Annotated in this window: 21 protein-coding genes, 5 tRNA genes, 1 other RNA gene and 1 riboswitch; of the genes, 11 read left to right on the forward strand and 16 right to left on the reverse strand. The window is 55.8% G+C overall.

What is annotated here, in order from left to right; all coding sequences use genetic code 11:
- The first annotated feature begins 146 nt into the window (after positions 1-146).
- Both PGY33_RS00090 and PGY33_RS00095 read left to right on the forward strand, forming a co-directional pair.
- Complete coding sequence (locus PGY33_RS00090) at positions 147-893, forward strand: hypothetical protein (RefSeq protein WP_118480470.1); 747 nt, start codon at positions 147-149, stop codon at positions 891-893.
- Between the two features lie 2 nt (positions 894-895).
- Positions 896-1450: a FumA C-terminus/TtdB family hydratase beta subunit gene (locus PGY33_RS00095; RefSeq protein ID WP_118480468.1), complete on the forward strand. Its 555-nt coding sequence runs from the start codon at positions 896-898 to the stop codon at positions 1448-1450.
- Positions 1451-1566: 116 nt separating this feature from the next.
- Here the strand turns inward: PGY33_RS00095 and PGY33_RS00100 are convergent, their stop codons facing one another.
- Together PGY33_RS00100 and PGY33_RS00105 are read right to left on the reverse strand one after the other, a co-directional pair.
- Positions 1567-1812, reverse strand: a complete 246-nt coding sequence (locus tag PGY33_RS00100) for a YlmC/YmxH family sporulation protein (RefSeq protein ID WP_118480466.1) — start codon at positions 1810-1812, stop codon at positions 1567-1569.
- On the reverse strand, positions 1813-2673 hold the full coding sequence (locus PGY33_RS00105) for a polysaccharide deacetylase family protein (RefSeq protein WP_270476836.1): 861 nt from the start codon (positions 2671-2673) through the stop codon (positions 1813-1815).
- A gap of 599 nt (positions 2674-3272) precedes the next feature.
- Between PGY33_RS00105 and rpsB the strand changes: the two genes are divergently transcribed.
- On the forward strand, positions 3273-3998 hold the full coding sequence (rpsB, locus tag PGY33_RS00110) for a 30S ribosomal protein S2 (RefSeq protein ID WP_110436512.1): 726 nt from the start codon (positions 3273-3275) through the stop codon (positions 3996-3998).
- Between the two features lie 119 nt (positions 3999-4117).
- A complete protein-coding gene (tsf, locus tag PGY33_RS00115) occupies positions 4118-5050 on the forward strand; it encodes a translation elongation factor Ts (protein WP_270476837.1) in 933 nt (310 codons plus the stop codon).
- 853 nt (positions 5051-5903) lie between these two features.
- Here the strand turns inward: tsf and PGY33_RS00120 are convergent.
- The 3 genes from PGY33_RS00120 to PGY33_RS00130 all read right to left on the reverse strand — a co-directional run bounded on the left by PGY33_RS00120 (position 5904) and on the right by PGY33_RS00130 (position 6824).
- A tRNA-Tyr gene (locus tag PGY33_RS00120) sits at positions 5904-5988 on the reverse strand.
- Between the two features lie 21 nt (positions 5989-6009).
- Positions 6010-6085: transfer RNA gene (locus tag PGY33_RS00125), tRNA-Thr, on the reverse strand.
- 79 nt (positions 6086-6164) lie between these two features.
- Positions 6165-6824 (reverse strand): helix-turn-helix domain-containing protein, encoded by a 660-nt coding sequence (locus tag PGY33_RS00130; protein ID WP_118480460.1) that lies wholly within the window; start codon positions 6822-6824, stop codon positions 6165-6167.
- 1300 nt (positions 6825-8124) lie between these two features.
- On the opposite strand from PGY33_RS00130, the gene PGY33_RS00135 reads away from it, so the two are divergent.
- From PGY33_RS00135 to PGY33_RS00150, 4 genes are read left to right on the forward strand one after another with little or no spacing between them, the layout of a single operon-like run.
- Complete coding sequence (locus PGY33_RS00135) at positions 8125-8547, forward strand: PaaI family thioesterase (protein WP_110436509.1); 423 nt, start codon at positions 8125-8127, stop codon at positions 8545-8547.
- Complete coding sequence (locus PGY33_RS00140) at positions 8544-9587, forward strand: A/G-specific adenine glycosylase (RefSeq protein ID WP_270476839.1); 1044 nt, start codon at positions 8544-8546, stop codon at positions 9585-9587. The genes PGY33_RS00135 and PGY33_RS00140 overlap by 4 nt, the downstream gene beginning before the upstream one ends.
- A 3-nt stretch (positions 9588-9590) precedes the next feature.
- Positions 9591-10076, forward strand: coding sequence for a DNA-deoxyinosine glycosylase (locus tag PGY33_RS00145; RefSeq protein ID WP_118360453.1), 486 nt, complete (start codon positions 9591-9593; stop codon positions 10074-10076).
- Entirely contained in the window at positions 10031-11455 is a 1425-nt protein-coding gene (locus tag PGY33_RS00150) for an MATE family efflux transporter (protein ID WP_442865555.1), read from the forward strand. Before PGY33_RS00145 ends, PGY33_RS00150 begins: the two co-directional genes overlap by 46 nt.
- A gap of 421 nt (positions 11456-11876) precedes the next feature.
- Here PGY33_RS00150 and PGY33_RS14425 read toward each other — a convergent pair whose 3' ends face one another.
- From PGY33_RS14425 to PGY33_RS00160, 3 genes are all read right to left on the reverse strand, one after another.
- Positions 11877-12026 carry a putative holin-like toxin gene (locus PGY33_RS14425; RefSeq protein WP_413814495.1) on the reverse strand — a complete coding sequence of 50 codons (150 nt, stop codon included), beginning with the start codon at positions 12024-12026 and terminating at the stop codon, positions 11877-11879.
- A 109-nt stretch (positions 12027-12135) separates the two neighbouring features.
- Positions 12136-13758 carry a mannitol dehydrogenase family protein gene (locus PGY33_RS00155; protein WP_227109226.1) on the reverse strand — a complete coding sequence of 541 codons (1623 nt, stop codon included), beginning with the start codon at positions 13756-13758 and terminating at the stop codon, positions 12136-12138.
- Between the two features lie 526 nt (positions 13759-14284).
- Positions 14285-14866 carry a folate family ECF transporter S component gene (locus PGY33_RS00160; RefSeq protein ID WP_118285340.1) on the reverse strand — a complete coding sequence of 194 codons (582 nt, stop codon included), beginning with the start codon at positions 14864-14866 and terminating at the stop codon, positions 14285-14287.
- A gap of 69 nt (positions 14867-14935) precedes the next feature.
- Positions 14936-15038, reverse strand: a riboswitch (THF riboswitch).
- 52 nt (positions 15039-15090) lie between these two features.
- On the opposite strand from PGY33_RS00160, the gene PGY33_RS00165 reads away from it, so the two are divergent.
- Positions 15091-15408 (forward strand): site-specific integrase, encoded by a 318-nt coding sequence (locus PGY33_RS00165; RefSeq protein ID WP_270476840.1) that lies wholly within the window; start codon positions 15091-15093, stop codon positions 15406-15408.
- A gap of 165 nt (positions 15409-15573) precedes the next feature.
- Here PGY33_RS00165 and PGY33_RS00170 read toward each other — a convergent pair.
- The 5 genes from PGY33_RS00170 to PGY33_RS00190 all read right to left on the reverse strand — a co-directional run bounded on the left by PGY33_RS00170 (position 15574) and on the right by PGY33_RS00190 (position 19510).
- Positions 15574-15659, reverse strand: a tRNA-Leu gene (locus PGY33_RS00170).
- Between the two features lie 22 nt (positions 15660-15681).
- Positions 15682-15766 (reverse strand) — tRNA-Leu (locus PGY33_RS00175).
- 440 nt (positions 15767-16206) lie between these two features.
- Positions 16207-16297 (reverse strand) — tRNA-Ser (locus PGY33_RS00180).
- An 86-nt stretch (positions 16298-16383) separates the two neighbouring features.
- The gene (locus tag PGY33_RS00185; protein WP_118480456.1) at positions 16384-17565 is read right to left on the reverse strand and encodes a phosphodiester glycosidase family protein; all 1182 of its coding nucleotides are present in this window, start codon (positions 17563-17565) and stop codon (positions 16384-16386) included.
- 226 nt (positions 17566-17791) lie between these two features.
- Positions 17792-19510 (reverse strand): DEAD/DEAH box helicase, encoded by a 1719-nt coding sequence (locus PGY33_RS00190; RefSeq protein ID WP_270476841.1) that lies wholly within the window; start codon positions 19508-19510, stop codon positions 17792-17794.
- A gap of 150 nt (positions 19511-19660) precedes the next feature.
- Between PGY33_RS00190 and PGY33_RS00195 the strand changes: the two genes are divergently transcribed.
- Entirely contained in the window at positions 19661-20509 is an 849-nt protein-coding gene (locus tag PGY33_RS00195) for a putative manganese transporter (protein WP_147356922.1), read from the forward strand.
- Between the two features lie 72 nt (positions 20510-20581).
- On the opposite strand, the gene PGY33_RS00200 is transcribed toward PGY33_RS00195, so the two are convergent.
- The 3 genes from PGY33_RS00200 to rnpB all read right to left on the reverse strand — a co-directional run bounded on the left by PGY33_RS00200 (position 20582) and on the right by rnpB (position 22642).
- Positions 20582-21193 carry a CpXC domain-containing protein gene (locus tag PGY33_RS00200; RefSeq protein ID WP_116704948.1) on the reverse strand — a complete coding sequence of 204 codons (612 nt, stop codon included), beginning with the start codon at positions 21191-21193 and terminating at the stop codon, positions 20582-20584.
- A 235-nt stretch (positions 21194-21428) separates the two neighbouring features.
- Complete coding sequence (locus PGY33_RS00205; RefSeq protein ID WP_270476844.1) at positions 21429-22073, reverse strand: hypothetical protein; 645 nt, start codon at positions 22071-22073, stop codon at positions 21429-21431.
- Between the two features lie 229 nt (positions 22074-22302).
- Positions 22303-22642: RNase P RNA component class A (rnpB, locus tag PGY33_RS00210), an RNA gene on the reverse strand.
- A 104-nt stretch (positions 22643-22746) separates the two neighbouring features.
- Here rnpB and murD point away from each other — a divergent pair.
- Positions 22747-24108 carry a UDP-N-acetylmuramoyl-L-alanine--D-glutamate ligase gene (gene murD, locus PGY33_RS00215; protein WP_270476845.1) on the forward strand — a complete coding sequence of 454 codons (1362 nt, stop codon included), beginning with the start codon at positions 22747-22749 and terminating at the stop codon, positions 24106-24108.
- Positions 24109-24214: the final 106 nt, after the last annotated feature.

Here is a 24214-nt window from a genome sequence, read left to right on the forward strand (position 1 = left end):
TAGCACGTTCTTTTTTTGATTGCAAGACACATATTATATATATGAGTCAGTAATTAGCAGTTAGGAATTAGTAATTACTAATTATTATTTGCCTTTATCTCATGAATTTGCTATACTAAAGAAAGATTATTGTGGGAGGAACTGCAATGGACGAGCAAACCCGTGGATTCCGCAGTGCCATCTTCGGCGGCTTTAACCGCGAGGACGTACTGCATTACATAGAAGAAACCGACACGAAATACTACATCGAGACCGCCGAGCTTCGCTCTCAGCTGACCGAAGCGCAGTCCGCGATGAACGAGCTGCGCACGCAGAACGAGGCGCTTACCGCGAAGAACGCCGAGCTGCTCGAGCGGCTGGGCGAAATGACGCTGGATACCGATAAGATCCGCGCACAGCTGGACCAGATCGAAAGCGGTTTTTCCCTGCAGGCGACCGAGATCGAGGCGCAGAACGCCCGCGCGGCGCAGCTTGCGGCGGAAAACGACCGGCTGACCTCGGAGAACGCCAAGCTGTCAGCCAAATGCGGTGAATACGATGCGACCAGAGAGAAGATCGCCGAGATGGAGCTTTCCGCGTACCGGCGCGCCAAGCAGATCGAGGAGGATGCCAAGGTAGAGCTGCAGAAGCTGCGCCGCAAGTCGATGGAGACCATCGAGCAGGTGCGCCGTCAGTTGGATGCCACCAAGGAGAACTACCGCACCGTGCTGGCACGCAACCAGCAGGAATCCGCCGAGATGGCCCGCAAAGCCGGTGAAGTGCTCGGCGAAATTGACAAGATCAGCGCGTCGCTCGGCAAAAAGGACGGCGAGGCGCCCCATCCCGAGCCGGACAAGACAAAAAACGGACTGCGTGAGGTTCTGAACAATCTGCGCCCGAAAACGGAGGAATAAGCATGGCACACTACGATTTGAAAACCGAACAGCTCAAGGAAATGGCGCCGAAGCTGCGCGCGGGCGACACCGTAACGCTGACCGGCACGGTCTACACCGCGCGCGACGCCGCACACAAGAAGATCGTTGCCGCGATGGACGCAGGCGACAAGCTGCCGTTCGACCTCGACGGCGCGGCGATCTACTACGCCGGACCGACCCCCGCAAAGCCGGGTCAGGTCATCGGCTCGGTCGGCCCGACCACCTCCGGCCGTATGGACCCGTTCGCACCGCGTCTGCTCGATGCAGGTCTTGCCTGCATGATCGGCAAGGGCGTGCGCAATCAGGGCGTGCAGGACGCAATGGCGCGCAACGGCGCGGTTTATATGGTAGCCATCGGCGGCGCAGGCGCGGCGAAGGCGGCATCCATTAAGAATGTCGAGGTCATCGCATATGACGAGCTGGGCTGTGAGTCGGTCAAGCGTCTCACCGTGGAGAATTTCTCCGCCATCGTGTCGCAGGATTCGGTCGGCGGCAACCTCTACACCGAGGGCGTTGCAAAGTATAAGAAGGATTGAGCCAAAAGGCGGACGGTTGTCCGCCTTTTTCTTTTTGCATTTGATGTGGTTTTGCCTTCTCCGCAGGGCGGGGCACTCCGGAGTGCTCCGCCCTACGGTATAGATTTAATCCTGCATTATTTCTCCCTGTATCTCACCAGAATATAGTCCTCCCCAAGGGTTTCAATGCACCCCCACGGAATAACGCAGTCATTTTTGGAGAACAGCCCGACAATGCCGCTTTGCGCGGGCACAACGAGTGCGGTAATCTGTCCGCAGACCGGATCGAACAGCAGATCGCTCACCTCGCCCATCCGTGCTCCGTCGCACAGATTGATCACCTCACGGCAGTGCAGCTCGGAAAATCGCATGGTATTCTGCATTTAATCCTCTCCTAACGCGCGGTGCAGGAAACGTTCCGTGCTCTGCCCTGCCGGACGGTTGAACCGCCCCAGTTCAAACAGACAGTCCGGGTTTCGTGTAACGGTATTGATGCGCTCCTCGCACCCGAGCGTACACCGGAAGCCCATGCTTTTAAGCAGCGCTTCGCTCTCCTTGGAGCACGCACCGAACGGATAGGTGTAGCAGGTCGGCGCGGGCAGTCCGGCGTCTGTGATGAGCGTCTGCGTCTGCTCGGTGTCCTCGCGGAGCAGGGTCTCATAGCGCATTTCGTCCTCGCCTCTCCGGCGCAGACAGCCGCGGCGTTCACCGTACTCGTGCAGGTTCCACGAGTGATTCTGCACCTCAAACACATCCTGCATTTCGCGCAGGCGGTCAAGCCGCAAATGCGACCAGTAGGCGTTTTCCTCTCCGTTGTCGGTGAAAAGCGCGGTCTGGCTGCCGATGATGGACACAACCGCCTTCATTCCGCGCTGTTTGAGCAGCGGATAGGCATAAATGTAGTTGTTGTAGTAGCCGTCATCGAAGGTGATCATCACCGGCTTCTCCGGCAGGTCTGCGCCGTCCTGTACATACGCCAGCAGATCGCTCACCGTTACGGCGGTATACCCCTTCGCCTGCAGGGCGTCCAGATCGGCCGCCAAAACCGCCGGCGAGATAACATATTTGCCCTGCCGTGCGCTGTCCTTGAGAATGCTGTGGTACATTAGAATCGGCACGCGCACGCTGTCCTCCCCGAATACCGGCTGCACCGTGTCGGCACGCGCAAGCAGTCCAAGCGCAAAGCATAAAACCAAAACCGTGCATACCGCCTGAAACGCGGTGTGACGAAAACCCAATCGCAAAGAAATCCCCTCCTGTCATAATTTATGCAGCGAAAAATATTTCATTACCGGTTTTATCGTAGGGTGCGACAAGGTGAATTGCGGCAAAGCCGCAAGAGAAGGTGCCCTGGGGTACGACCTCGGCGCACCGTATGTAAATTCATCTGCAACATCTACCCCGTAGGGGAGGCCATTGGCCTCCCACACTATGGTTAACCGGATGCGCGGCCGCTCCTTGCGCAGGCTCCGGTCGCGCTGCGGGCGAACACTGGTCGCCCCTACGGTTACGCACGTTACAATCGTTAGAAACAGTGCGCCGAGGTCGTCGCACCCTACGATATTCATTTAATTGACCGCAAAGCATTCCAATCATTCGATACGGTGTATTTTTAATGTAATCCAAACCCACAGAATCCCCGTAAACCGTATCGTTCATTCTGCATTCTCCATTTTCCATTCACAATTTTCAATTTTCTCTTGACATCCCTCCTCCTTTGGTGTAAACTATCATAGCATGAATTCACACATCCCGTGATGAAAGCGGTCGGTGATGGGACGCTCGTTCTGTTGCCGCTGTCAGATGATCAGGGATGGAGGAAAAACCAAGGAGGAAAAACAAAATGGCAGTAATTTCTATGAAGCAGCTGCTGGAGGCCGGCGTACACTTCGGCCATCAGACCCGTCGTTGGAACCCGAAAATGGCTACCTACATCTTCACCGAGCGCAATGGTATCTACATCATTGACCTCCAGAAGACTGTAAAGAAGCTCGAGGAAGCATACTTCTTCGTACGCGATATGGCAGCTTCCGGCAAGTCCATCCTGTTTGTCGGCACCAAGAAGCAGGCACAGGACGCAATCAAGGAAGAGGCTGAGCGTTGCGGTCAGTTCTACGTTAACGCACGTTGGCTGGGCGGCATGCTGACCAACTTCAAGACCATGCGTACCCGTATCGCTCGTCTGAACCAGCTGCAGAAGATGCAGGCTGACGGCACCTTCGATCTGCTCCCGAAGAAGGAAGTTATCAAGCTCCAGCTCGAGATCGCTAAGCTCGAGAAGTACCTCGGCGGCGTTAAGGAAATGAAGGAGCTTCCGGGCGCTCTGTTCGTAGTTGACTCCCGCAAGGAGAAGAACGCGATCGCAGAAGCACGCAAGCTGGGCATTCCGATCGTTGCAATCGTTGATACCAACTGCGATCCGGACGAGATCGACTACGTTATCCCGGGCAACGACGACGCTATCCGCGCTATCAAGCTGATCTCCCAGACCATGGCTAACGCTGTTCTGGAAGGCAAGCAGGGCGAGCAGCTCGAGGTTGAGGCTAAGGCTGACGCAAAGGCTGAGTAATTCATAACTCAATATAACATTCAGTGAGTTGTTCGTAGGGCGCGACGACCCGGCGCGCCGGTGTTCGTTGTGCCCTACGTTTTTTTCATCGTAAAATCATAAATTGGAGGAATAATAAAATGGCTTTTACCGCTGCTGACGTAAAGAAGCTCCGCGAAATGACCAGCGTAGGCATGATGGACTGCAAGAAGGCACTGACCGAGGCCGACGGCGACTTCGACAAGGCTATCGAGCTGCTCCGTGAGAAGGGCCTGGCTAAGGCTGCCAAGAAGGCAGACCGCATCGCTGCTGAGGGTCTGGTCAAGGCTACCGTATGTGATGAGTGCGGCGTAGGCGCAATCATCGAGGTAAACTCCGAGACTGACTTCGTTGCTAAGAACGCTGACTTCCAGCAGTTCGTTTCCGACGTTGCTAACGTTGTTATCAAGGACGCTCCGGCTGACGTTGAGGCTCTCAAGGCTTGCAAGATGGGCGAAGGCACCGTTCAGGACGCTCTGCAGGAGAAGGTTCTGACCATCGGCGAGAACCTGCAGATCCGTCGTTTCGAGCGTTTCGACGACTCCACCGTTAACGTTGCTTACAACCACATGGGCGGCGTAATCGGCGTTCTGGTTGGTCTGGAAGTTTCCGAGGGTCTGAAGGACAACGCTGCTGTTAAGGAGCTGGGCAAGGACATCGGCATGCAGGCTGCTGCTATGAACCCGTCCTTCCTGGACAAGTCCAACGTTGACGAGGCTACCCTCGCAAAGGAGAAGGAGATCCTCCTGATCCAGGCTCTCGAGGAGAACAAGACCGCTGCTAAGCCGAAGCCGGAGCAGATCATCCACAAGATGGTAGACGGCCGTATCGGCAAGTACTACGAGGAGAACTGCCTCCTGCAGCAGGCTTTCGTTAAGGAGAACAAGGTTTCCGTTGAGGCTCACATCAAGGCTGTTGCCAAGGAGCTGGGCGGCGAGATCAAGCTTGTAAAGTGCGTTCGTTTCGAGAAGGGCGAGGGCATCGAGAAGAAGGTTGACGACTTCGCAGCAGAAGTTGCTTCCATGGCTAAGTAATCTCGTTACCAAAACGATAGATCAAGGACTTCCGGTTTTACCGGAGGTCCTTTTTATTTGTAGAAAGCAATTTAGAAAATCTCTTTTCGTCAGTCAGGGTCAGATCAGTCAGAATCATTCTCCATTCTTAATTTTGTTTCTGCTCTGCTGTTCTCTGCTATACTCTTCTCTGCTCTTCTGTTCTGTCCTCTGCTCTTCTCTGCTCTGTGGATTTTCCGGACGAGAAATGCCGTTTTCCGGGCGAGAAATCGCGTTTTCCGGGCGAGAAAAAACGATGGGCATTGGAATAAGCCCTGTTGATTCCCAACAAGGCTGTGGCGCGGTTTGCGTTCTTATCTATACCGCGGATTGTGCGGAAAATTGACCATGAATGGTCAACTCCGGGAATTTTTTTCGGTCTGCATAAGCTATTCCGTAGCGCGGAGTGCCCCCTGCTGTATAAACCATCTGCACATTGTCACAAACGACGTGTACCTTCGGATTGGGCGCGTGTCTGCCATGATTGGCGGATGCAGCCTTATGGCTTTACTGCCACACGTGTGCCGACCCGTCCGGTGGTGGATTCGCTTCCGTTGCGACGGAAGCCACGCCGGTTGAAACGTGCCACCGGCACGTTTCTAAGAGCCGGCGCTCCGTTTAAGGCGCGTGCCTAACTTGAGCGTCTGATGCAGTCCCATAACCGCACAGCCACACGCCTGCCTGCCCGTCCGGTGGTGGATTCGCTTTCACTGCGGTGAAAGCCACGGTGGTTGAAACAGCCCACTGGGCTGTTTCTAAGAGCCACCTTTCGAATCCACAACCACCTTCCGCCAAAACAGAAAAAGGACATTCCTTTTGGAATGTCCTTCTGTTTTGGTGGAAGGTGGTGGATTCGAACCACCGAAGTCATAGACGACAGATTTACAGTCTGTTCCCTTTGGCCACTCGGGAAACCTTCCATATTTAATTACCAGCTTGATTGGAGCTGGTGGACGGACTTGAACCCCCGACCTGCTGATTACAAATCAGCTGCTCTACCAACTGAGCTACACCAGCATTTCATCAAGTCGTCTTGTCTCAGCGACTTGTTTAGTATACCTCACGCCGGTGTATTTGTCAATAGGTTTGTCCGAAATTATTGCATTTTATTTTTCCGGTCGATCGAATCCGACACCTGCTGCAGAACGGTCAGCAGCGCGCTCGACAAATCCGGATAACGCCGTGCAATCTCGCTCGGGGCGAGCGGCATCCGCCGGATATTCTCCTGCGTCAGACCGCAGCCTTCCTCGCCGTTGGCCGCCAGACGGATTTTCAGCTCATGCTCCTTCATGCGGGCATCGCACAGGTACTCGAAGCGATCCTGCGGCGCGCGGAACACCGCATCCACACCGGCCGGGTCGGCCATGTAGAGATAGCGGTACACCTTGTAGATTGCAACCGCGAAATACGACTCGATCTCGTGCGAAAGCTGCTTGCTCTCGAGTGATTCGGCAACCTGCAGCAGCAGGGCTGTCGCCTGCACGATCCGGCTGTGCTCCGTCTCGGTGTCCGTGCCCTCCATGCGCTCGGCAGGCACAGCAGAGCCGTCACGCGCCATCGAACGGCCGAGCAGGTAGTCACAGGACACGCCGTAATAATCCGCCGCACGCACGACAAAAGACAGACCGGGTTCACGTAGTCCGTTCTCATAGTGGCTGAGAAGCGCCTGCGAAACGCCGAGGTCGCCCGCTGCCGCTCTTTGACTTATTTTCTTTTCCCGTCGCAGAAGCGCAAGCGTGCGCGAAAAATCACTCATTCCAACATTCTCCGTCTGCGTTGTGCCGCAGAAGGCACAACTATAAAATATATATTCATATTATACTCGCTGTATTACCGTTTGTAAAGTACAGAAAACAGTCATATTCGACGCATTTCGACAGGCTCGCTTTGGGTTTCCGGCACTTTTCCCTGCATTTTGTTGTCCTGTTTCCGATTGGTAACTACATATTGGGGATTGTGTAATCCGACGGTTGTTAGAAAAATTCGTCAGGCTTCGCCGGACGGTTGCGCTTGACGCAGGAGCGGGTGCATTTTATAATAAAATAGAGTAGTATCGCAGATTTCACCTGCTATCCTGCACCGATTGAGCGGTGCACCCGAACTGCGTAAGCGGGTTCGTCCCTGACGGGCGGGAGTTTTTTCAGCACCGGCTGACCGGGGCACGCGAACTGCGCAGGCGGTTCGCCCCTGACGGGCGGGAGTGTTTTCAGCACGGGCTGACCGGGGAACGCGAACTGCGTTAGCGTGTTCGCCCCTAACGGGCGGGGAGTTTTTCAGCACCGGCTGACCGGGGCACGCGAACTGCGTTAGCGTGTTCGCCCCTAACGGGCGGCCGTTTTTTTGCTGAACCTCAGCGAGGAGTTGCGCTCTGCGGAGCGCGGGAGACTGCGGCGCCCGCCGCGGGGGGGCAAAAAGGAAGGGACACCTGCGGTTTCCCTTCCTCTTTGAACTCCTACCTTTCCCTTGTTTGTTAGCCCGGCGAAAATCGGAGAGCGGCGACCGCTTCGAAAATGGGGTACGGCAGAGGATTTTTTCTTCCGTATCTTTCACAGCCTGTTCGCAGTGTCAGATAGCGTACTGCTACACAGGCGGTTTAGTCAACGCAGGCGCAACATACCCGTGTTGCGCAACTCTTTAACACGTTATACCGCACGGCACCTACGAATTAGGCGTTTGGTACAATTTATCTTCGTAGGCCCTGTCTATCATTACGCGCTCACGAATTGCGCGACACGGGTATGTCGCGCCTGCGTAGAGTAGCTGGTCTGTGTAGCAGAACGGTATCTGACACTGCGAACAGGTTGCTCATGAGGACGGACTCCGAAGGTAGTTCGTCCGCAGCAGAGAAAAAATCCTCTGCCGTTCCCCTGCTTCGCAGCGGTCACATGTCGGCAATCTGCGCCGTGCCCTCTAAGGAAATGGGTGATTCTCAAGAGGGTAGAAACCTTGGTGTCTACCCTCTTGTGCGCCTGCCGCGTAGGCAAGAACCGTTCGCCTCGAAGGCGAAAAACCATCGTTTATCAAAAGATTATAGAATATATAAAGGAGTCCTAACCTTGACCATCGAAGAAATCCTCAAGCTGCGGCAGGAAGCCGGCGGCTTAAACAAACTGATGCACATGCACGTTGTGACGCTCGACAAGGACGGCGGCGCAACCGTAGAGCTTGACCTGACCCCCGAGCTGCTCAATCCGCTCGGCATGGCGCACGGCGGCACGATCTTCACGCTGTGCGACATTGCGGCAGGCTCTGCGGCAGCGTCTCAGGGCACGGTGGCCGTCACGCTCGACAGCACCATCCACTACTACCGTCCGGGCCGCTGCGGCAAAAAGCTGACCGCTGTGGCGTACGAGCGCAAGCGCGGCCGCAAGGTGTCAGTCTACATGGTCGAGGTGCACGACGACGAGGGCAAGCACATTGCCGACGCGACCTTCACCATGTTCTACACCGGCGCTACGCTGGATGACATGAAATATTGAGCGGGGTAAGCAAAGCCATCGTGCAGCCGCTGCTGGACTGGTATGACGCCGGTCACCGCGACCTGCCGTGGCGGTCTGAGCCTACTCCCTACCGCGTCTGGGTGAGCGAGATCATGCTGCAGCAGACGCGCGTGGAGGCCGTGCGCGGCTATTTTTCCCGTTGGATGAACGCGCTGCCCGATATTCCCGCTCTCGCGGCGGCGGACGAGGCCGTTTACACCAAGCTCTGGGAGGGGCTCGGCTACTACAGCCGCGTGCGCAACCTGCACCGTGCAGCGGTCCTGCTGTGCGAGGAATACGGCGGCGAACTGCCTGCCGATTACGACAGGCTGCTTTCCCTGCCCGGTGTCGGCGAGTACACGGCAGGCGCGGTGGCGTCTATCGCGTTCGGACTGCCCGTTCCGGCGGTGGACGGCAATGTTCTGCGTGTGGCGGCGCGGCTGGATAACGATTTCACGCCGATCACGGACGCAAAGTTCAAAAAACAGACGCGCGAGCGGTTCGCCGCGCTCATGCCGTCCGACCGTTCCGGCGATCTCAACCAGTCGCTGATGGAACTCGGTGCAACGGTCTGTCTGCCGAACGGCGCACCGCGCTGTGACGACTGCCCGATTCAGCATCTCTGCGAGGGCTTTCACCGCGGGAACGCGGCTGTGCTGCCGCTCCGCGCGGCGAAAAAGGCGCGGAGAGTGGAAAACCGCACCGTGCTCCTTGTGCGCTGCGGCGAACTGGTCGGTCTGCGGCAGAGACCCCAAAAGGGTCTGCTCGCCGGTCTGTGGGAGCTGCCGTCGCTCGATGGTCATCTCTCGCCGGACGAGCTGCGCGCGGTGCTCACCGAAATGGGCTGGAGCGTGCGAAAGCTGCTCTCTCTGCGGCCTGACAAGCATATTTTCACCCATGTGGAGTGGCACATGAACGGCGTGTATGTCGAACTGGACGCACCTGCACCCGCTCTCACCTTTGTCACACCCGCCGAGCTGCGCGACGCTTACGCGCTGCCGAGCGCGTTCCGCAGCTTTGTTTCCGTACTGGAGGACTGATCCATGCAACTTCAAACCATCATTCACACCATTCCGCCGCTGTACGACAGCGAGTCGCGCGTGCTGCTGCTCGGCTCGATTCCAAGCCCGAAATCCCGCGAGGTCGGGTTCTTTTACGGCCACCCGCAGAACCGGTTCTGGCGCGTGCTGGCGGCTGTGCTTGGCGAGGAGGTGCCGGTCTCCATCGAGGACAAGCGCGCGATGTGCCTGCGGCATCATGTGGCGCTGTGGGACACCATCGCCAAATGCGATATTGCGGGCGCGTCCGACACGTCTATTCGCAACGCCGAGCCGAACGACATAGGCCGCCTGCTCCGCGAGAGCAAAATTACGCGCATTTTTGCCACCGGCGGCAAGTCGGCGCAGCTGTACCGCAGGCTGATCGAGCCGAAAACCGGCGTTCCCATCACGCAGCTGCCCTCCACCAGTCCGGCGAACGCCGCTTGGTCGCTCGAACGACTGATCGAGGCGTACCGCGTTATTCTCTGATTCGAGGTGTATTTTTTACGAGTAAAGAGTTATTTCCCAATGCTGCACTCAAAAAGCTGATTTTTCCGCTCGTTATCGAGCAGGTGCTCGCCATCACGGTCGGTCTGGCCGACACGATGATGGTCTCCTCGGTCGGTGAAGCGGCGGTTTCCGGCGTATCGCTGGTCGATATGCTCAACGTGCTCATCATCAACATCTTTTCCGCGCTGGCAACCGGCGGCGCGGTCGTGGTCGCGCAGCTGCTCGGTGCGAGAAAGAATGACCGTGCATGCGACGCCTCCAAGCAGCTGTACTTAGTTGTGACGGTCATTGCGCTGATCATCTCGGCACTCGTCATGCTGTTCCGCGCACCGTTGCTGCGCCTGCTGTTCGGCACGATCGAGGACAGCGTGATGGACAGTGCGCTCACCTACCTGACGGTCAGCGTGTTCTCCTACCCTGTTCTGGCGATTTACAACGCCGGTGCGGCGCTGTTCCGCGCACAGGGCAACTCGCGTATCTCCATGCTGATTGCGGGACTGATCAACATCGTCAACCTCATCGGCAACTCGCTGTTCATTTTCGTGTTCAAGTGGGGCGTCGGAGGCGCAGCGCTTTCGTCCGTGCTGTCGCGCGGCACGGCGGCTGTCGCTATCACGATTCTGCTGCTGAACCCCGAGCACACGGTCTCTCTGCGGCGCGGACAGCGGTTTCGACCGGATAAGGAGCTGATCCGCCGCATTCTGCAGATTGGTGTGCCGAACGGACTGGAAAACAGCCTGTTTCAGCTTGGCCGCGTGCTCGTCGTGAGCATGATCTCGCTGTTCGGCACGACGCAGATTACCGCGAATGCGCTTGCGAACAATCTGGACGCCGTAGCCGTCATTCCGGGTCAGGCGATGAGCCTGGCGATGATAACCGTTATCGGGCAGTGCATCGGCTCGGGCGATGAGCCGCAGACGCGCCGCATGGCGAAAAAGCTGATGGTGATCACCTACGCCGTTACCGCGAGCACCTGCCTTGTCACGATTGCGTGCACGCCGCTTATCCTCAAGATTTACAGCGTGTCCGCGGAAGCGCTTGCGCTCGGCATGACGCTGATCATGATTCACAACGGCTGCGCGATCTTCCTGTGGCCGACCTCGTTTGCCATGCCGAATATCCTGCGTGCGGCAAATGACGTAAGGTATCCGATGGTATGCTCGATTATCTCTATGCTGGGATTGCGGCTTGTCGCGGGATATATTCTCGCGGTGCACTTCGGCATGGGCGCGATCGGCATCTGGATTGCCATGATCGGTGACTGGCTGTGCCGATCGATCTGCTTCTTCCTGCGGCTCAAAAGCGGGAAATGGCTGAGGTATGCGCCGGGATTACGGGTAGCCGCCGGACAAAAATAATGCACCGGCTTCTGTGCAAAATCCCTTTGCAAACCGTGAATATCTGTTAATATAGATATAAGCCGTAAACTCCCCGAGGTGAAAATTACCGTTATGACTGAGGAGGGAAATCATATGACACCTAAACAGCGATGGTATTGTTTTTGGGTGATAATCGTAGTGACTGTCCTTTTAACAGCGGGCTTTGTATGGATTGCAATTCATAACCCGCAGGCGTCATTCGAGGACTTGCTTTACGCTCTTTGGAAAGGTATTGTAACCCTTGTTAACGGATAACGGAATAACAGTGCCCCGGCTCTGTCGCTTGACAAAACCGGGGCACTGCGTTATAATTGTATCAACAACGATGGCTCTCTGGCAAGAGCGGTCGTTCCTAAAAAACTTGGTTAATTGAGGAAACGCCGCTCCTTTTCAGGGGCGGTTATCTTCTATGTTTCAGACATAGACTGATGATAGCAACGATCAGAAGACCGAACTGGAACAGATCGGAATAAGTGACCATGTCATCACCTCCCTTATGTTGGGAGGAACAACCTGTTTCACATCGTTGTTGACATTCCGAGTATAGCATATATTGCAATACCTTGTCAATCAACCGCCTTTTGCGGCGGTTTTTGTTTTATCTGCACGCAAAAAGGCGAACCCTACGGTTCGCCTTTTGTCTTACGGTTTTTCGGTAATTAAGAGAAAATCCACTCCTGCTCCTGCTCCTCGCCGCAGTACTTCTGCAGCGTCTCGCGGACAGCGTGCGGGCCGCGGTTCATCTCGCCAAACATGCGGACAACGGTCTCGCCTACGCCGATCTCAAACAGGTTGACACCGAAGTAGTAGCGGTTTGCCAGCAGCGGATACAGCTGAGCCTCGCTTACGTCGTCGCCCAGCTTCGGGTTGCCCATCAGCGCACGGACATGCTCGATATTCGCGTCGGGGCTGAGGGTGAACTCGCTGCCGTTATCGTCCACGCCTTCCAGATAGCGCAGCCAGCCGGCCAGTACCAGCGGAATGTAAATCAGCTTGGTGGCACGGTGTGCGGGCAGCATGGAGTTATAGTAAGCGTACAGCGTGGTGCCGAAGCGCGGCGCAATCTTACGCGAGGTATCGGTTGCGGTACGCTGCGGGGAATCCTGCAGGAACGGGTTCGGATAACGTTCGCCGAGAACCTCGTGCAGGAATGCCTCCGGGTCGATAACGCCCGGGTCGGCTACCATCGGCATTGCCTCCTGCTCGCTCAGGCGCGTGATGAGGTTGACCAGCTCGGTGTCCTTCATCTCGTCGCTGATGCGGGTGTAGCCGAGCATGCAGCCGAATACGCCGAGGGCGGTATCCATCGGGTTCATGCAGGTGCTTACCTTCATCATCGCAGACTTCTCAACGATGTCGCGGCGGGTGATGATAACGCCGCACTGCTCGAGAGCCGGATGACCGTTCGGGAATGCGTTCTCGATGAGCAGGTAGTGCGGGCTTTCGGAGTTGACGTAAACAGCCGCGTGCGTGCCCTTTTCGGTTACGAACGGCTTTGCGTTCTCCAGACCGTCAGCCGCCAGCTTGTCAGCGATGCGGTTATCCGGATGCGGGGTAATCTTATCAATCATGGACAGCGGGAAGGTATTCTTCTTGAGCAGGAAGTAATACTCATCCTCGGTGATGAAGCCGTTACGCTGCCATGCGCGTGCCATGTGACGGACAGCACGCTCCAGACGGGTGCCGTTGTCCGAGCAGTTATCCAGCGAAACGAGTGCCAGCGGAGACAGACCGGCGCGGCAGCGCTCGAGGCACAGCGCGGTCAGCTTGCCGAAGAAGGACTGGCAGCCTTCCGGACCGTTCTCGCGGTCGTGCTTGTAGTCCGGCAGGAACTCGCGGGTGTCGTCCTGGATGATATAGCCCTTCTCGGTCAGCGTAAAGCTGATCATCTGCAGGCTCGGCGCCAGGAAAATGTCCTTCAGGCGCAGCATGTCCTCGCTCAGCTTGAGGCTTTCGGTAACGGACGCAACCACTTCCTTGTTGATCGTGCCGTTGGAATACAGGGTGACAACCAGCGACAGATGATCGCAGGCGCGGTAGCAGCGGTCGATCAGCTCCTCATCGTAGCCGTCGCAGCAGATAATGCCGGTGTCGGACAGACCGGCGGTCAGCAGGCGCTGCGCCAGTACAGCCGGGAAAGCACGGAACAGGTTTCCGGCGCCGAAATGCAGCCAAGTCGGTGCCTTGTGGGTGTTTTCGCGCACGGCGTCAATGTCGTACTGCGGCAGACGATAACCCTTCCATGCCACGTTATGTTTAATACTCTCTTTTGTAAGTTTCATAAAGAGGTCACTCCCTTTCAGCGAACGGACTGTACCGTTCTTCTCCAATCATATATAGTATAACAAAAAATCAGCCGTTTGCATAGGGAAAAACAGAATTATTCACAAAAAGCTGAAAGCATGCTGCCAATGTTTTCAAATAAAACAAAAACCGCCCGAAAAGGCGGCTGATTGACTTTATTCGGTGTTATATGCTATAATCATTGCGGATACTGTTACATAAGGCGGTCAGACCCTCTTTTCCTTTCCCGCAGTCCGCGGCAGGAAGGAGGTGGCGCAAGTGCAGAAGAAAGCATTTCAGCTTTTTGTATGTGCGGTCATTGTACTGTACATTTTCTGTATAAAAGCGCGATGACCGTCCGGCTGGTACCCGAAACGGTCATCAAAATTTAACTGATGAAAGTACAAGGGCCTGACTGCTGTAACAGTGTCCCTTTGACTTTATTATAGCATATCCCCCGGCTTTGTCAAGCGACAGAGCCGGGGGACTGTTATCAGGTGGAGACAGGTTCCTCTCCGCCCTTACTCAAGAGTTTTCCGCAGCGGTCTTTCCATTCGGCAGCGCGCCATAGATACGGTTGACCAGCTTCATGCCGAAGTAGACCAGCACGATCTCGATCGGCAGCAGAATAAGGTTTTTCGGCACGCGCGTAACGAGCAGCACGCTCATCGCCTTGCCGCCGGTGACGGTCAGCCACAGGGTGTTCAGGCAGATATTGCAGAACAGGTTGATGCAGGTCTTTGCGCCGATGGCACGCCATACTGTGATCTTGCGCGGATACAGCCACAGACCCCAGATCAGACCGCCAACAACGGCTGTCAGCGTATAGCCCGGGAAATACGCGCCCATGGACAGGTTGCCCGCAAAGTAGCCGAGCACGTCGGTGCACACGCCGGCCATCATGCCGACGACCGGGCCGAACAGCATGCCGATCGACGCATTGCACAGGAAGCCGAAGCCGATACGCAGGTTGGGCGGCAGCTTGATCGACAGACCGAGCAGATCCAGCGTGACGTTGATCGCAATGAGCAGCGCCGTGACCGCCAGACAGCGGGTGGACCTCAGCTCACGCAGCGAGCGGACAAAGATATTCGGAGTTTTAGACATAGAAAAAGACACCTCCTAATCAAATTCATCTGTTGCCACAGCGATTTAGGAAAGTGCCTAAACAGTTGCAGCAGCGGGATGCGACCACAATACCGCAAGGAAAAGGCTCCCTTTCGTCCGCCGAACAACTCCCCGTTTCAGCGGCACTTAACGCATTGTGCTCTACTCTGCTTTTTCTGTTATAATTGTACCACGGTTTGAGCAGGTGTCAATACAGAAAATCCGTGTTCTGTCGGCTTCGTTTTGGTGCATTCTGTGGAATTGGATACTGTGGCAGACAATCTGTTAGACAAGGTATCAGACCACCGCTTCCCTGCTCCGGCGGGTTTTCCGGAAAGTACGGCCTGCCGGAAATTCGGTTCCACGATTTGCGCCATACCGCAGGAAGCCTGCTTCTGGCGCAGGGAGTGAATATTAAACAGATTCAGGAATTCCTCGGTCACTCCGATGTAACGACCACGCTGAATATCTACGTACACACCGATGAGGAAGCGAAAAAGGAAACGGCGGCGGCTATGGGAAAGGTGCTGAAACTTGTCTAATACAATGCTAATGTTAGCGCAAAGAATTTAGTGTGAAATCACAGGTCGTGCAAAGTATTAGACACCGGTATTAGACAGCAGTTTTTCACAAATTACATCATAAAACTAAATATTCTAAAATGTATAGAAAAAGAGCTGAAATCAAAATATTTCAGCTCTTTCACTTGGTGCGGATGGGGGGACTTGAACCCCCACGTCCTTGCGAACACTAGCACCTGAAGCTAGCGCGTCTGCCATTCCGCCACATCCGCATATTTTGTTGTTGAAAGAAGGTGGTGCGAGTGACGGGACTTGAACCCGTACGTCGATCGACACACGCCCCTCAAACGTGCCTGTCTACCAGTTCCAGCACACTCGCATTGATCTCTCGCGGTGAACCGCTTGTCTCTCAGCGACAAGATATATTATAGCAGGGGTATCCCCCTTTGTCAACAAAATTTGCGAAAAAATTTGAGAAATTTTCAAACACCGTGAATTGTCGGTAAAATCGGTGAAATATCGAACTTTTTCGCGGCTTTTGCGGTGATTTACATGATAGAAAATTTGCTGTGCGGAGAAAAAATTTTGTTGATTGAGGAAAATTTTTCAGGTGAGTTCGAATCTCACCTGCCCTGCCGGCGGAGAAGGTAGGATTCCTTTTCTGCGGAAAGCAACCATTAAATATTTTAGAGGTTGTCGGCCTACGGGCACCCACGGCGGTTGCAGAGTGCCACCGGCACATTGCCAAGAGCCGCCTTTCAAATTCCACCTTCTCTGCCGCAAAAAAATACAGACCATCCAAATGGATGGTCTGTATTTTGGCGGAGAAGGTGGGATTCGAACCCACGTGGCGTGTTACCGCCAACTCGATTTCGAGTCGAGCTCGTTATGACCACTTCGATACTTCTCCGTATCGCGCCTGTCTCACAGGCGCTTATTTATTTTATCATGCAATGGCGGAAAATACAAGTGTTTTTTCCGAAATCGTGATAATTTTTATTTCACCAGGAATGCATCCGGCAGATAACGGCCTTCCTCATTCTGGGAAAGCGTAGTCGGACTGGTAATCTCGCGGCCGCGATAGACCATAACGGAGGACGAGCCGCCGTCCAGCATGGACGCCTGATACGCGCCATACTGCTCCATGATCTCGCCGCAGCGCTCGATCGAAATGCCGAACGAGTGCATCTGACGGCCGTCAATGACCATCATGATAACCGTGCCGTCCTTCGCCTGACCGATGGCCGTGCGCGGCTGCTGCTCGTTCAGGCCGGTGCCTGCGACCAGATTCTCGCCGTTGATGATGAGCGCCGGGTGAAACTCCACCGCGTCGCGCAGACTGGAGGTATCGTTGAACGCACCGACCTGCAGATGATCCTCGTTGTCAAAGCCGATGATCTTCCAGCCGTCGCCTACTGCGTCCTGATACTTCTCTCCCTGGCTTTTCAGGAAGCCGTACACGGTGCCGCCCGTGCCGTTGCCGTCAAAATCGGCAAAGCCGGAGGCGTTGATGCCCAGAATGGCGTCATAATCTCTCACCATATCGGATACGAACGAGCCGTAATCGCCAAGGCCCTCGCTCGTGCCGACAAAGATATTCTCAGGCTTTTTGCAGAGCGCGATCTTGCCCGCGTACTCCATGCCGAGCGTGTCCTCGCCGGTCTGCTCGACGATCAGAATGCCGTGCTCGGCGTTGACCGCCAACACCGTGTCGCCCTGCCTGGTCTTGAGGCCGGTGTTGTAATGCGTCTGGCTCGGCTCACCGATCAGATCGATGTTGATCTGGTCATAGCCGTTTTCCAGATACTCCGGATTATCCGCCAGAAAGCTCTCAAATTCGCTCTCGTTCAGCTCACTGAACATGGCATAGAATTTGTCCTTCGGTGTTTCGGCGGTGTCCTTCTCCTCCCATGCGCCGTCCCAGTTGCTGACGATGCCCTCCTGCTTCTGGTTCATCAGGTAGCGCTTGGTCATCACCTCGTTGATGATATCCTCCGGGATAAACCAGGTGGCCAGCCACTGGTGCGTCATGGTGCCCATTGCGGTTTCGATGTACCACTCACGCCAGCGAGTGACGAACGCGTTCGGTGTGTACAGCAGAAACGGATACACAACCGTGATGCCGATCAGAAAAAAGCAGGTCAGTCCCAGTGCGAAGCGGTGTTTTGCGCCGTTCATTCGTGTTGCTCCTTCTCTCTCAATCCGGGAACCGCGGGATACGGTTCAGGTTTGTCTCTATCGCTGAAGTTGCTTTCATAGCCAGAGTGCGCCGGATGAACGAGATTTTTTGTCAGCAGACAAGGCGTTTTTCCGCAGGAATCCTGACGGATTGCAAGGGAAAACAACGCAGTATGCTGGCAAAAAAGCCGTTCAGGCGGTGTGCAATGGTTATGACAGCAACTTCTTAACCCTTGCGGTTGCTGTTCGGGGTACGACGGCGTCTATGACGATGGTTCGTCGTCTTGCTCTGTGCCGTCTTGTTCTGCTGCGGTGCGGGCTTCTGCGCAGACCTGCTGCCGTGTCCCCTGCCCTTCTTCTCCTGCTGCGGAGCGGCCTTGCCATCCGCCTTTGCGGCACGAGCGGCCAGTGCGACCTCGACCTTTCTGCGGATGCGTGCGGCAGCCTCATCGCTGAGCGCATACGCGCGGCTCGGCGTGTGGGCGTCTACGCGCGGCTCGTTCTTCTCGAAGCGGGCGTACGGGTCGTTCCGGCGGCCTCTGCGGCTCGAATCATTTCTATCGTTTCGGTCGTTTCTGCCCTTGCGGGAGCGCGGCGCGGCTGCCTTCGCCTGCTGCTCGGTCTGCTTCTCGGCAGCCTTCTCGCGGCGGGACGGACGCTTGGCATTCGCTCTCGCCTGACGCGCCTTCTTTTTGGCTTCCTTCTCGCGGGCAGCGTCTGCGGCGACCTCCTCGGCGGTGGCGTTCTCGGAGACCGGCTTGCAGCGGCTGCGCTTGTTCGCGGTCTTGCGCTGACCGGACTCGCGCTTCTCCTCCTCCTTTTCCTCGTGCGGAATCTCACCGGCAACCGGAATGCGCTTGCCGATCAGCTTTTCGATATCCTTGAGGTACGGACGCTCGGAGCGGTCGCAGAAGGAAATCGCGGTGCCCTCCTGACCGGCACGGCCGGTGCGGCCGATACGGTGCACATAGGTTTCCGGAATGTTCGGCAGGTCAAAGTTGATAACGAGCGGCAGGTCGTTGATGTCGATGCCGCGCGCGGCAATGTCGGTCGCAACCAGAACCGCAATCTTGCACTCCTTAAAGTCCGCGAGCGCACGCTGGCGCTGATTCTGCGACTTGTCGCCGTGGATGGACTTGGTCTTGATGCCCGCACGGTTGAGGTCGCGCGCGACCCTGTCTGCGCCGTGCTTGGTGCGGGTGAACACCAGAACCTGGTGTACATTGCTTTGACGGATGATATCCGGCAGAAGTTCCCGCTTTTCCTGCTTTTCTACAAAATAAAGCTGCTGCTCGATCTTGTCCGCCGGTTTTGCGCTCGGCGTTACCGAGATATGCTCCGGCTCATGCAGCATTTTCTCTGCCAGATCAGCGATCTCCACCGGAATGGTAGCCGAGAACAGCAGGGTCTGGCGCTTTTTCGGCAGGAATTTCACGATGCGCTTGACATCCGGGAAGAAGCCCATGTCCAGCATACGGTCGGCCTCGTCGAGCACGAAAAACTCTACCTTGTCCAGCTTTACGATCTTCTGGCCCATCAGATCCCACAGACGGCCCGGCGTAGCAATGAGAATGTCCACACCGCGTTCGATTGCCTCGACCTGCGGCACCTGCGATACGCCGCCGAAGATGACCGCCGCACTGCACGGCATGTAGCGCGCGTACTGGCACACGTTTTCGTAAATCTGCAGAGCAAGCTCGCGCGTCGGCGTGAGGATGAGCGCACGGATGGTTCCCTTTCCGCCCTCGCTCTTTGCCAGACGCTGGATGATCGGCACCGAGAACGCACAGGTCTTGCCCGTGCCGGTCTGGGCGCAGCCCATCAGGTCGCGGCCCTCGAGCACCGGCGGGATCGCCTGCTGCTGAATGGGCGTCGGCTCGGAATAGCCGGCCTCCTTCAGTGCCTTGAGGATGTTTTTCTCCAACTTGAGTTCGTTAAATTTCATGGTAAATATTCGATTCCTTTTGCTATCTTTGGTATGCAGTCCGGCAAATCCCGCTTGCCTGCGGACTGGGTTCTATGCTATACTTATTATAATTGTCCCTGAGACAACACGAATGTTATCAACCCACAGATCAACTATGAGGTGACCTATTTGTTAGAAATTATCCATCACGTTCTGCCGGAAGCATTTTTCGATGTACTCAAGACCGTACCGCTGCTGCTGGTCGTGTACGCACTGCTGTACTACATTGAAAACCGGCTGACCAATACGCCGGAGCTGCTCTCGCGTGCGGCGCAGTTCGGTCCGGTGGTCGGCGCGCTCGCCGGCTCCATCCCCCAGTGCGGATTTTCCGCGGCAGCGTCCGCGCTGTTCTCGGCAGGCTTTCTTGCACCGGCAACGCTGGTTGCCGTGTTCCTTGCCACCTCGGATGAGGCGGTGCCCATCATGCTGGCAGGCGGCGCAAGCGTACAGCAGGTGGTGCTGCTGCTCGTGGTCAAGTTTGCGATCGCGGTCATCGGCGGCTATATTCTGCGCTGCACCGTGTTCCGTAAGCACAAAGCCGGAACCGACGGCCCGCTCGAGATCGAGATGGGCGACTGCGGCTGTGAGACCTCGCCGGTGGCGAACATCCTGTCCCACACCATCAAGACCACCATCTTCCTGTTTGTCGTGCTGTTCGCGCTCAACATGGTCGTGCACGGCATCGGTGAGGAGCGTGTCGCTTCCCTCATGCTGACCAACAGCATCTTCCAGCCGCTGCTGTGCGCAGTGCTCGGTCTGATCCCGAGCTGTGCGATGAGCGTGCTGCTCAGCGAGCTGTTTGTCGGCGGCACGATCAGCTTCGGCGCTCTGGTTGCCGGTCTTTCCACCGGCGCAGGCTTCGGCTACATCGTTCTGCTCGAGGAGAAGGAAGGCCGTCATCGTGCCCTGCCGGTCATCGCCGCAACGTTTGCCACCGCCGTGATCGGCGGTACGCTGGTGCAGCTGCTTATCGGCTGAGAATGAAAAAATAATCGAAGGACGTGTTTGAACAGCACGTCCTTTTTTATGCCCTGCGGAGAAGGTAAACCGTCAGCCCATCTCGTGCAGCAGCTCGAGTGCCTGATGCGCCCACGTCATATCAATGCGCGAGAACTCGCCGCCCGGCGTGTACAGATAGGTTTCCACATCCGCGTGCAGGCGCTGATACGCCGCGCCCGGCATGGCGGCATACTGCTCCGCGCCGTCGGAAAGCACGGCCACGAAGCGGAAATCACCCGTGCGCTCATCCAGCTCGTGGAAGAGCAGCTCGACAACATCGAGGTCGCGGTTAAGCTGTGCGAACAGCAGCAGCTTCATGATCTCAATGGTACGGTCGTCCAGACCGCGCTCGAGGATGTTGATCTTCTCACGGAAGGTGTTGAGGCTGTCGGTCACACGCAGGGTGTAGCCTGCCAGCGGATCAAATTCCGCCTTGGGAACCTGACCGTCCTCGGTCCACAGCCATACCATAAACTGGTTTGCCATGTCATGGTACAGACACGGGTGTACGGCGAGCACGGTTTCGCCGCAGTTTGGACATTTTACACGAAAGACAGACAGATCCTGTACCTTTGCCCGCAGCTCGGGATTTCGGTCGATATTGATATGGTCGATCACCTTGTGTTCGGTTTCCATATGACAGTGCGGACATTCGATCATCATAACAGTGGTTCCTCCCCTTGTGTGTGTCCAATTAAATTTTATTATAACACATTTATATAGCTGTAAGCAAGTTCGGATCATCAGTAATTAGGAATTGTCGCTATCCTTGCGCGAGTTCCGTCTGCGCTGCGTCGAGTAATCGCCGGCTTTACCGCAGGGGCGAACAGTGTTCGCCCGCAAACCATTCAATCTCGGTATCAAAAGAAAGCACCTGCCGACCGCAGGTGCTCCTTGTTTATTCCGCCTTATAAATGCTGCCTTGTGCGACCGCAATACTTGAACCATCTGCCGAGCCGCTGTATGAATCGTACCAGCGCGGAATCTCCTTGCCGTTTTTATCGTAAAAACGGAACATATCCGCCGAGGGCAACCCAGCCTCCGGCATGTATCCGGTCAGCTCGGTGCAGAGCAGAAAATACGGCTTTGCACTCTCATTCGTCATCTCATAGGTCTGTCCATACCAGTTGAGCGTCACCTTTGCAACCTGCTGTTCCGGTTCCTTGCCGCTCAGCAGCAAAAAATTGTGTCCGCCGCAGCAGGTGATATCGTAGTTAATGCCGGAATCGCCGGAGCCCATACTGTAAAATTTCCATGTACCGAGCCAGCTGCGTTTCGCAGTCATTTCGCCCAGAAAGCATTCCTGCTCGATGCCCTCCTGCGTCATTACATAATACGCCGTGTCACCGATCACGATACCATCGTATATCGTTACACCGGAAAACATCGTCAGATTGTTCTCCTTGAGCATCTGCACCTGCTGTGCAAGCTCTGTTTCATCCAGCCGGTACGGTTTTACCGCGTAGCCGGATTTTCCGGCTGCCCACACACAGACCGCCGTCACAGCCGCCATCACGAGGATTCGTTTTCCCAGTCCTTTCATAAAATGCACCTCCTATCCTTTACCTAAAGTATAACAAATTTTTTCGGTGCCGAATATGGTGGATGCGACAAATTTCAATCGCGGATTTTATGCACCCATCCCGCAGGGCGCGAACCAGCTGCATCTTACGCTCTCTCCACTCCCCCTCTAAATAATTCCTAATTACTAATTCCTAATTACTAATTATATATATAAAAAGCACCGCAAGAGCAAACTCCTGCGGTGCTATGGCATGACTGGTGCGTAAGCCGGGTTCTGTCGTGGACGGTCATCTATCTCGAATGCACGTTGCCGTGCATCTCAAGCCGCCAGTCGGGACGATCGGGCAAATCATAGTCCCAGTCGGCGTTGCTGCGGATAGAGTTTACAGACCTCCCATGTTACCATGGGACGTGGTGAGCTCTTACCTCGCCTTTCCACCCTTACTGCCTTATGCGGACATAAAACAGCGGTATATCTCTGTTGCACTATTCCTAAGGTCACCCTCGGCGGACGTTATCCGTTATCCTTGCCCTGTGCAGCCCGGACTTTCCTCATGCCCGAAGGCACGCGACCGTCTGCACCAGTCACAAATAGCATTATACCGTAAAAATCGCCTGCCGTCAAACCGGACTTGCAAAATCATGAAAAATCATGTATACTGTTCCTCGTACAAAGGCGGTGTTACGCATTTATGACAGCATTAGAACAATACCTCGGCGGCCTGTCGGATAAGCGGGTCGGCGTAATCGGCGCGGGCGTGAGCAATATGCCGCTCATCCGTATGCTGCGCGCTGCAGGCGTGCGCGTTACCGTGCATGACAAAAAAGAACCCACCGAGCTTGGCGACGGCTATGCTACCCTCGCTACCCTCGGCGTAGACTTCGTTCTCGGCCCGCATTACCTTGATGCGCTCGATGAGGACGTTATCTTCCGTACTCCGGGTGTTCACCCGCGTTTTCTTGAGAAGGCGCGTGCAAATGGCTCGGAGATCACCAGCGAGATGGAGCTTTTCTTCGCGGTCTGCCCGTGTCCGATCATCGGCATCACCGGCTCGGACGGCAAGACCACGACCACCACGCTCGTCAGCGAGATTTTGAAGCACGCGGGCTATACCGTGCATCTCGGCGGCAATATCGGCACGCCCCTGCTCCCCCGCGTGGACACGATGACCGAAAACGACCTTGCAGTTGTGGAGCTGTCCTCGTTCCAGCTGATGGGCATGAAGCACTCTCCGCACATTGCGGCGATTACCAATCTGACGCCCAATCATCTGGACTACCACAAGGATTTTGACGAGTATGTGCAGGCCAAGACTGCCATTTACCGCAATCAGGGCGAAAACGACAAGCTGATCCTCAATCTCGACGATGAGGTGACGCGCTCGCTCAAGGCGTCCGGCAATCTGTTCTGCACCAGCAAAACGCAGGAGCTGGCCAACGGCGTGTTCCTCAAGGACGGCATGATCTACATCGCAGACGGCGGCGTGCGCCGTGAGCTGATGCCCGCATCCGATATCCGCATTCCGGGCGCGCACAACGTGTACAACATGATGATGGCGGCGGCTGTCGTGCAGGGTTATGCCTCTGACGACGATATCCGCGCTGTGGCGACCACGTTCGGCGGCGTTGAGCACCGCATCGAGTTCGTGCGCGAGAAGGACGGTGTGAAGTATTACAACGACTCCATCGCCTCCAGTCCAACGAGAACCATCGCAGGCCTGAATTCCTTCCAGCAGAAGGTCATCCTGATCGCAGGCGGCTACGACAAGCATATCCCGTATGACGTGCTCGGTCAGCCTATCTGCGACCATGTAAAGCTGCTGCTGCTCACCGGCGCTACTGCACCCAAGATTCGCGAGTGCGTGGAGAATATCGAGGGGGAACACCCGCCGATCGTTGAGGTGGAGAACCTCGAAACAGCCGTGCAGGAGGCCGCTGCCCGCGCAGAAAGCGGCGATGTCGTTATCATGAGTCCGGCCAGCGCGTCGTTCGACCGCTTCAAGAATTTCATGGAACGCGGCAAGCTGTTTAAGGCGCTTGTGGAAGATCTGTAAGTTTAACAGGATAAACGCTTGCATTATTTCACAATCGGTGCTATACTATAAGCAACGATATGAATTAGTTCACTTGGCGAAAACCCCCGGAGAGTACCAGTCTCCG

Source organism: Butyricicoccus sp. AF18-9LB (assembly GCF_027684505.1).
GTDB classification, from domain to species: domain Bacteria; phylum Bacillota; class Clostridia; order Oscillospirales; family Butyricicoccaceae; genus Agathobaculum; species Agathobaculum butyriciproducens.

Bases quoted from the DNA above. Each gene is read 5' to 3' on its own strand.
- PGY33_RS00205 (WP_270476844.1), bottom strand. From the start codon at position 22,073: ATGAAAGGACTGGGAAAACGAATCCTCGTGATGGCGGCTGTGACGGCG.
- PGY33_RS00145 (WP_118360453.1), top strand. From the start codon at position 9,591: ATGCAACTTCAAACCATCATTCACACCATTCCGCCGCTGTACGACAGC.
- PGY33_RS00100 (WP_118480466.1), bottom strand. From the start codon at position 1,812: ATGCAGAATACCATGCGATTTTCCGAGCTGCACTGCCGTGAGGTGATC.
- PGY33_RS00095 (WP_118480468.1), top strand. From the start codon at position 896: ATGGCACACTACGATTTGAAAACCGAACAGCTCAAGGAAATGGCGCCG.
- murD (WP_270476845.1), top strand. From the start codon at position 22,747: ATGACAGCATTAGAACAATACCTCGGCGGCCTGTCGGATAAGCGGGTC.
- PGY33_RS00155 (WP_227109226.1), bottom strand. From the start codon at position 13,758: ATGAAACTTACAAAAGAGAGTATTAAACATAACGTGGCATGGAAGGGT.
- PGY33_RS00090 (WP_118480470.1), top strand. From the start codon at position 147: ATGGACGAGCAAACCCGTGGATTCCGCAGTGCCATCTTCGGCGGCTTT.
- rpsB (WP_110436512.1), top strand. From the start codon at position 3,273: ATGGCAGTAATTTCTATGAAGCAGCTGCTGGAGGCCGGCGTACACTTC.
- PGY33_RS14425 (WP_413814495.1), bottom strand. From the start codon at position 12,026: ATGCTATACTCGGAATGTCAACAACGATGTGAAACAGGTTGTTCCTCC.
- PGY33_RS00200 (WP_116704948.1), bottom strand. From the start codon at position 21,193: ATGATGATCGAATGTCCGCACTGTCATATGGAAACCGAACACAAGGTG.
- PGY33_RS00160 (WP_118285340.1), bottom strand. From the start codon at position 14,866: ATGTCTAAAACTCCGAATATCTTTGTCCGCTCGCTGCGTGAGCTGAGG.
- PGY33_RS00190 (WP_270476841.1), bottom strand. From the start codon at position 19,510: ATGAAATTTAACGAACTCAAGTTGGAGAAAAACATCCTCAAGGCACTG.
- PGY33_RS00130 (WP_118480460.1), bottom strand. From the start codon at position 6,824: ATGAGTGATTTTTCGCGCACGCTTGCGCTTCTGCGACGGGAAAAGAAA.
- tsf (WP_270476837.1), top strand. From the start codon at position 4,118: ATGGCTTTTACCGCTGCTGACGTAAAGAAGCTCCGCGAAATGACCAGC.
- PGY33_RS00185 (WP_118480456.1), bottom strand. From the start codon at position 17,565: ATGAACGGCGCAAAACACCGCTTCGCACTGGGACTGACCTGCTTTTTT.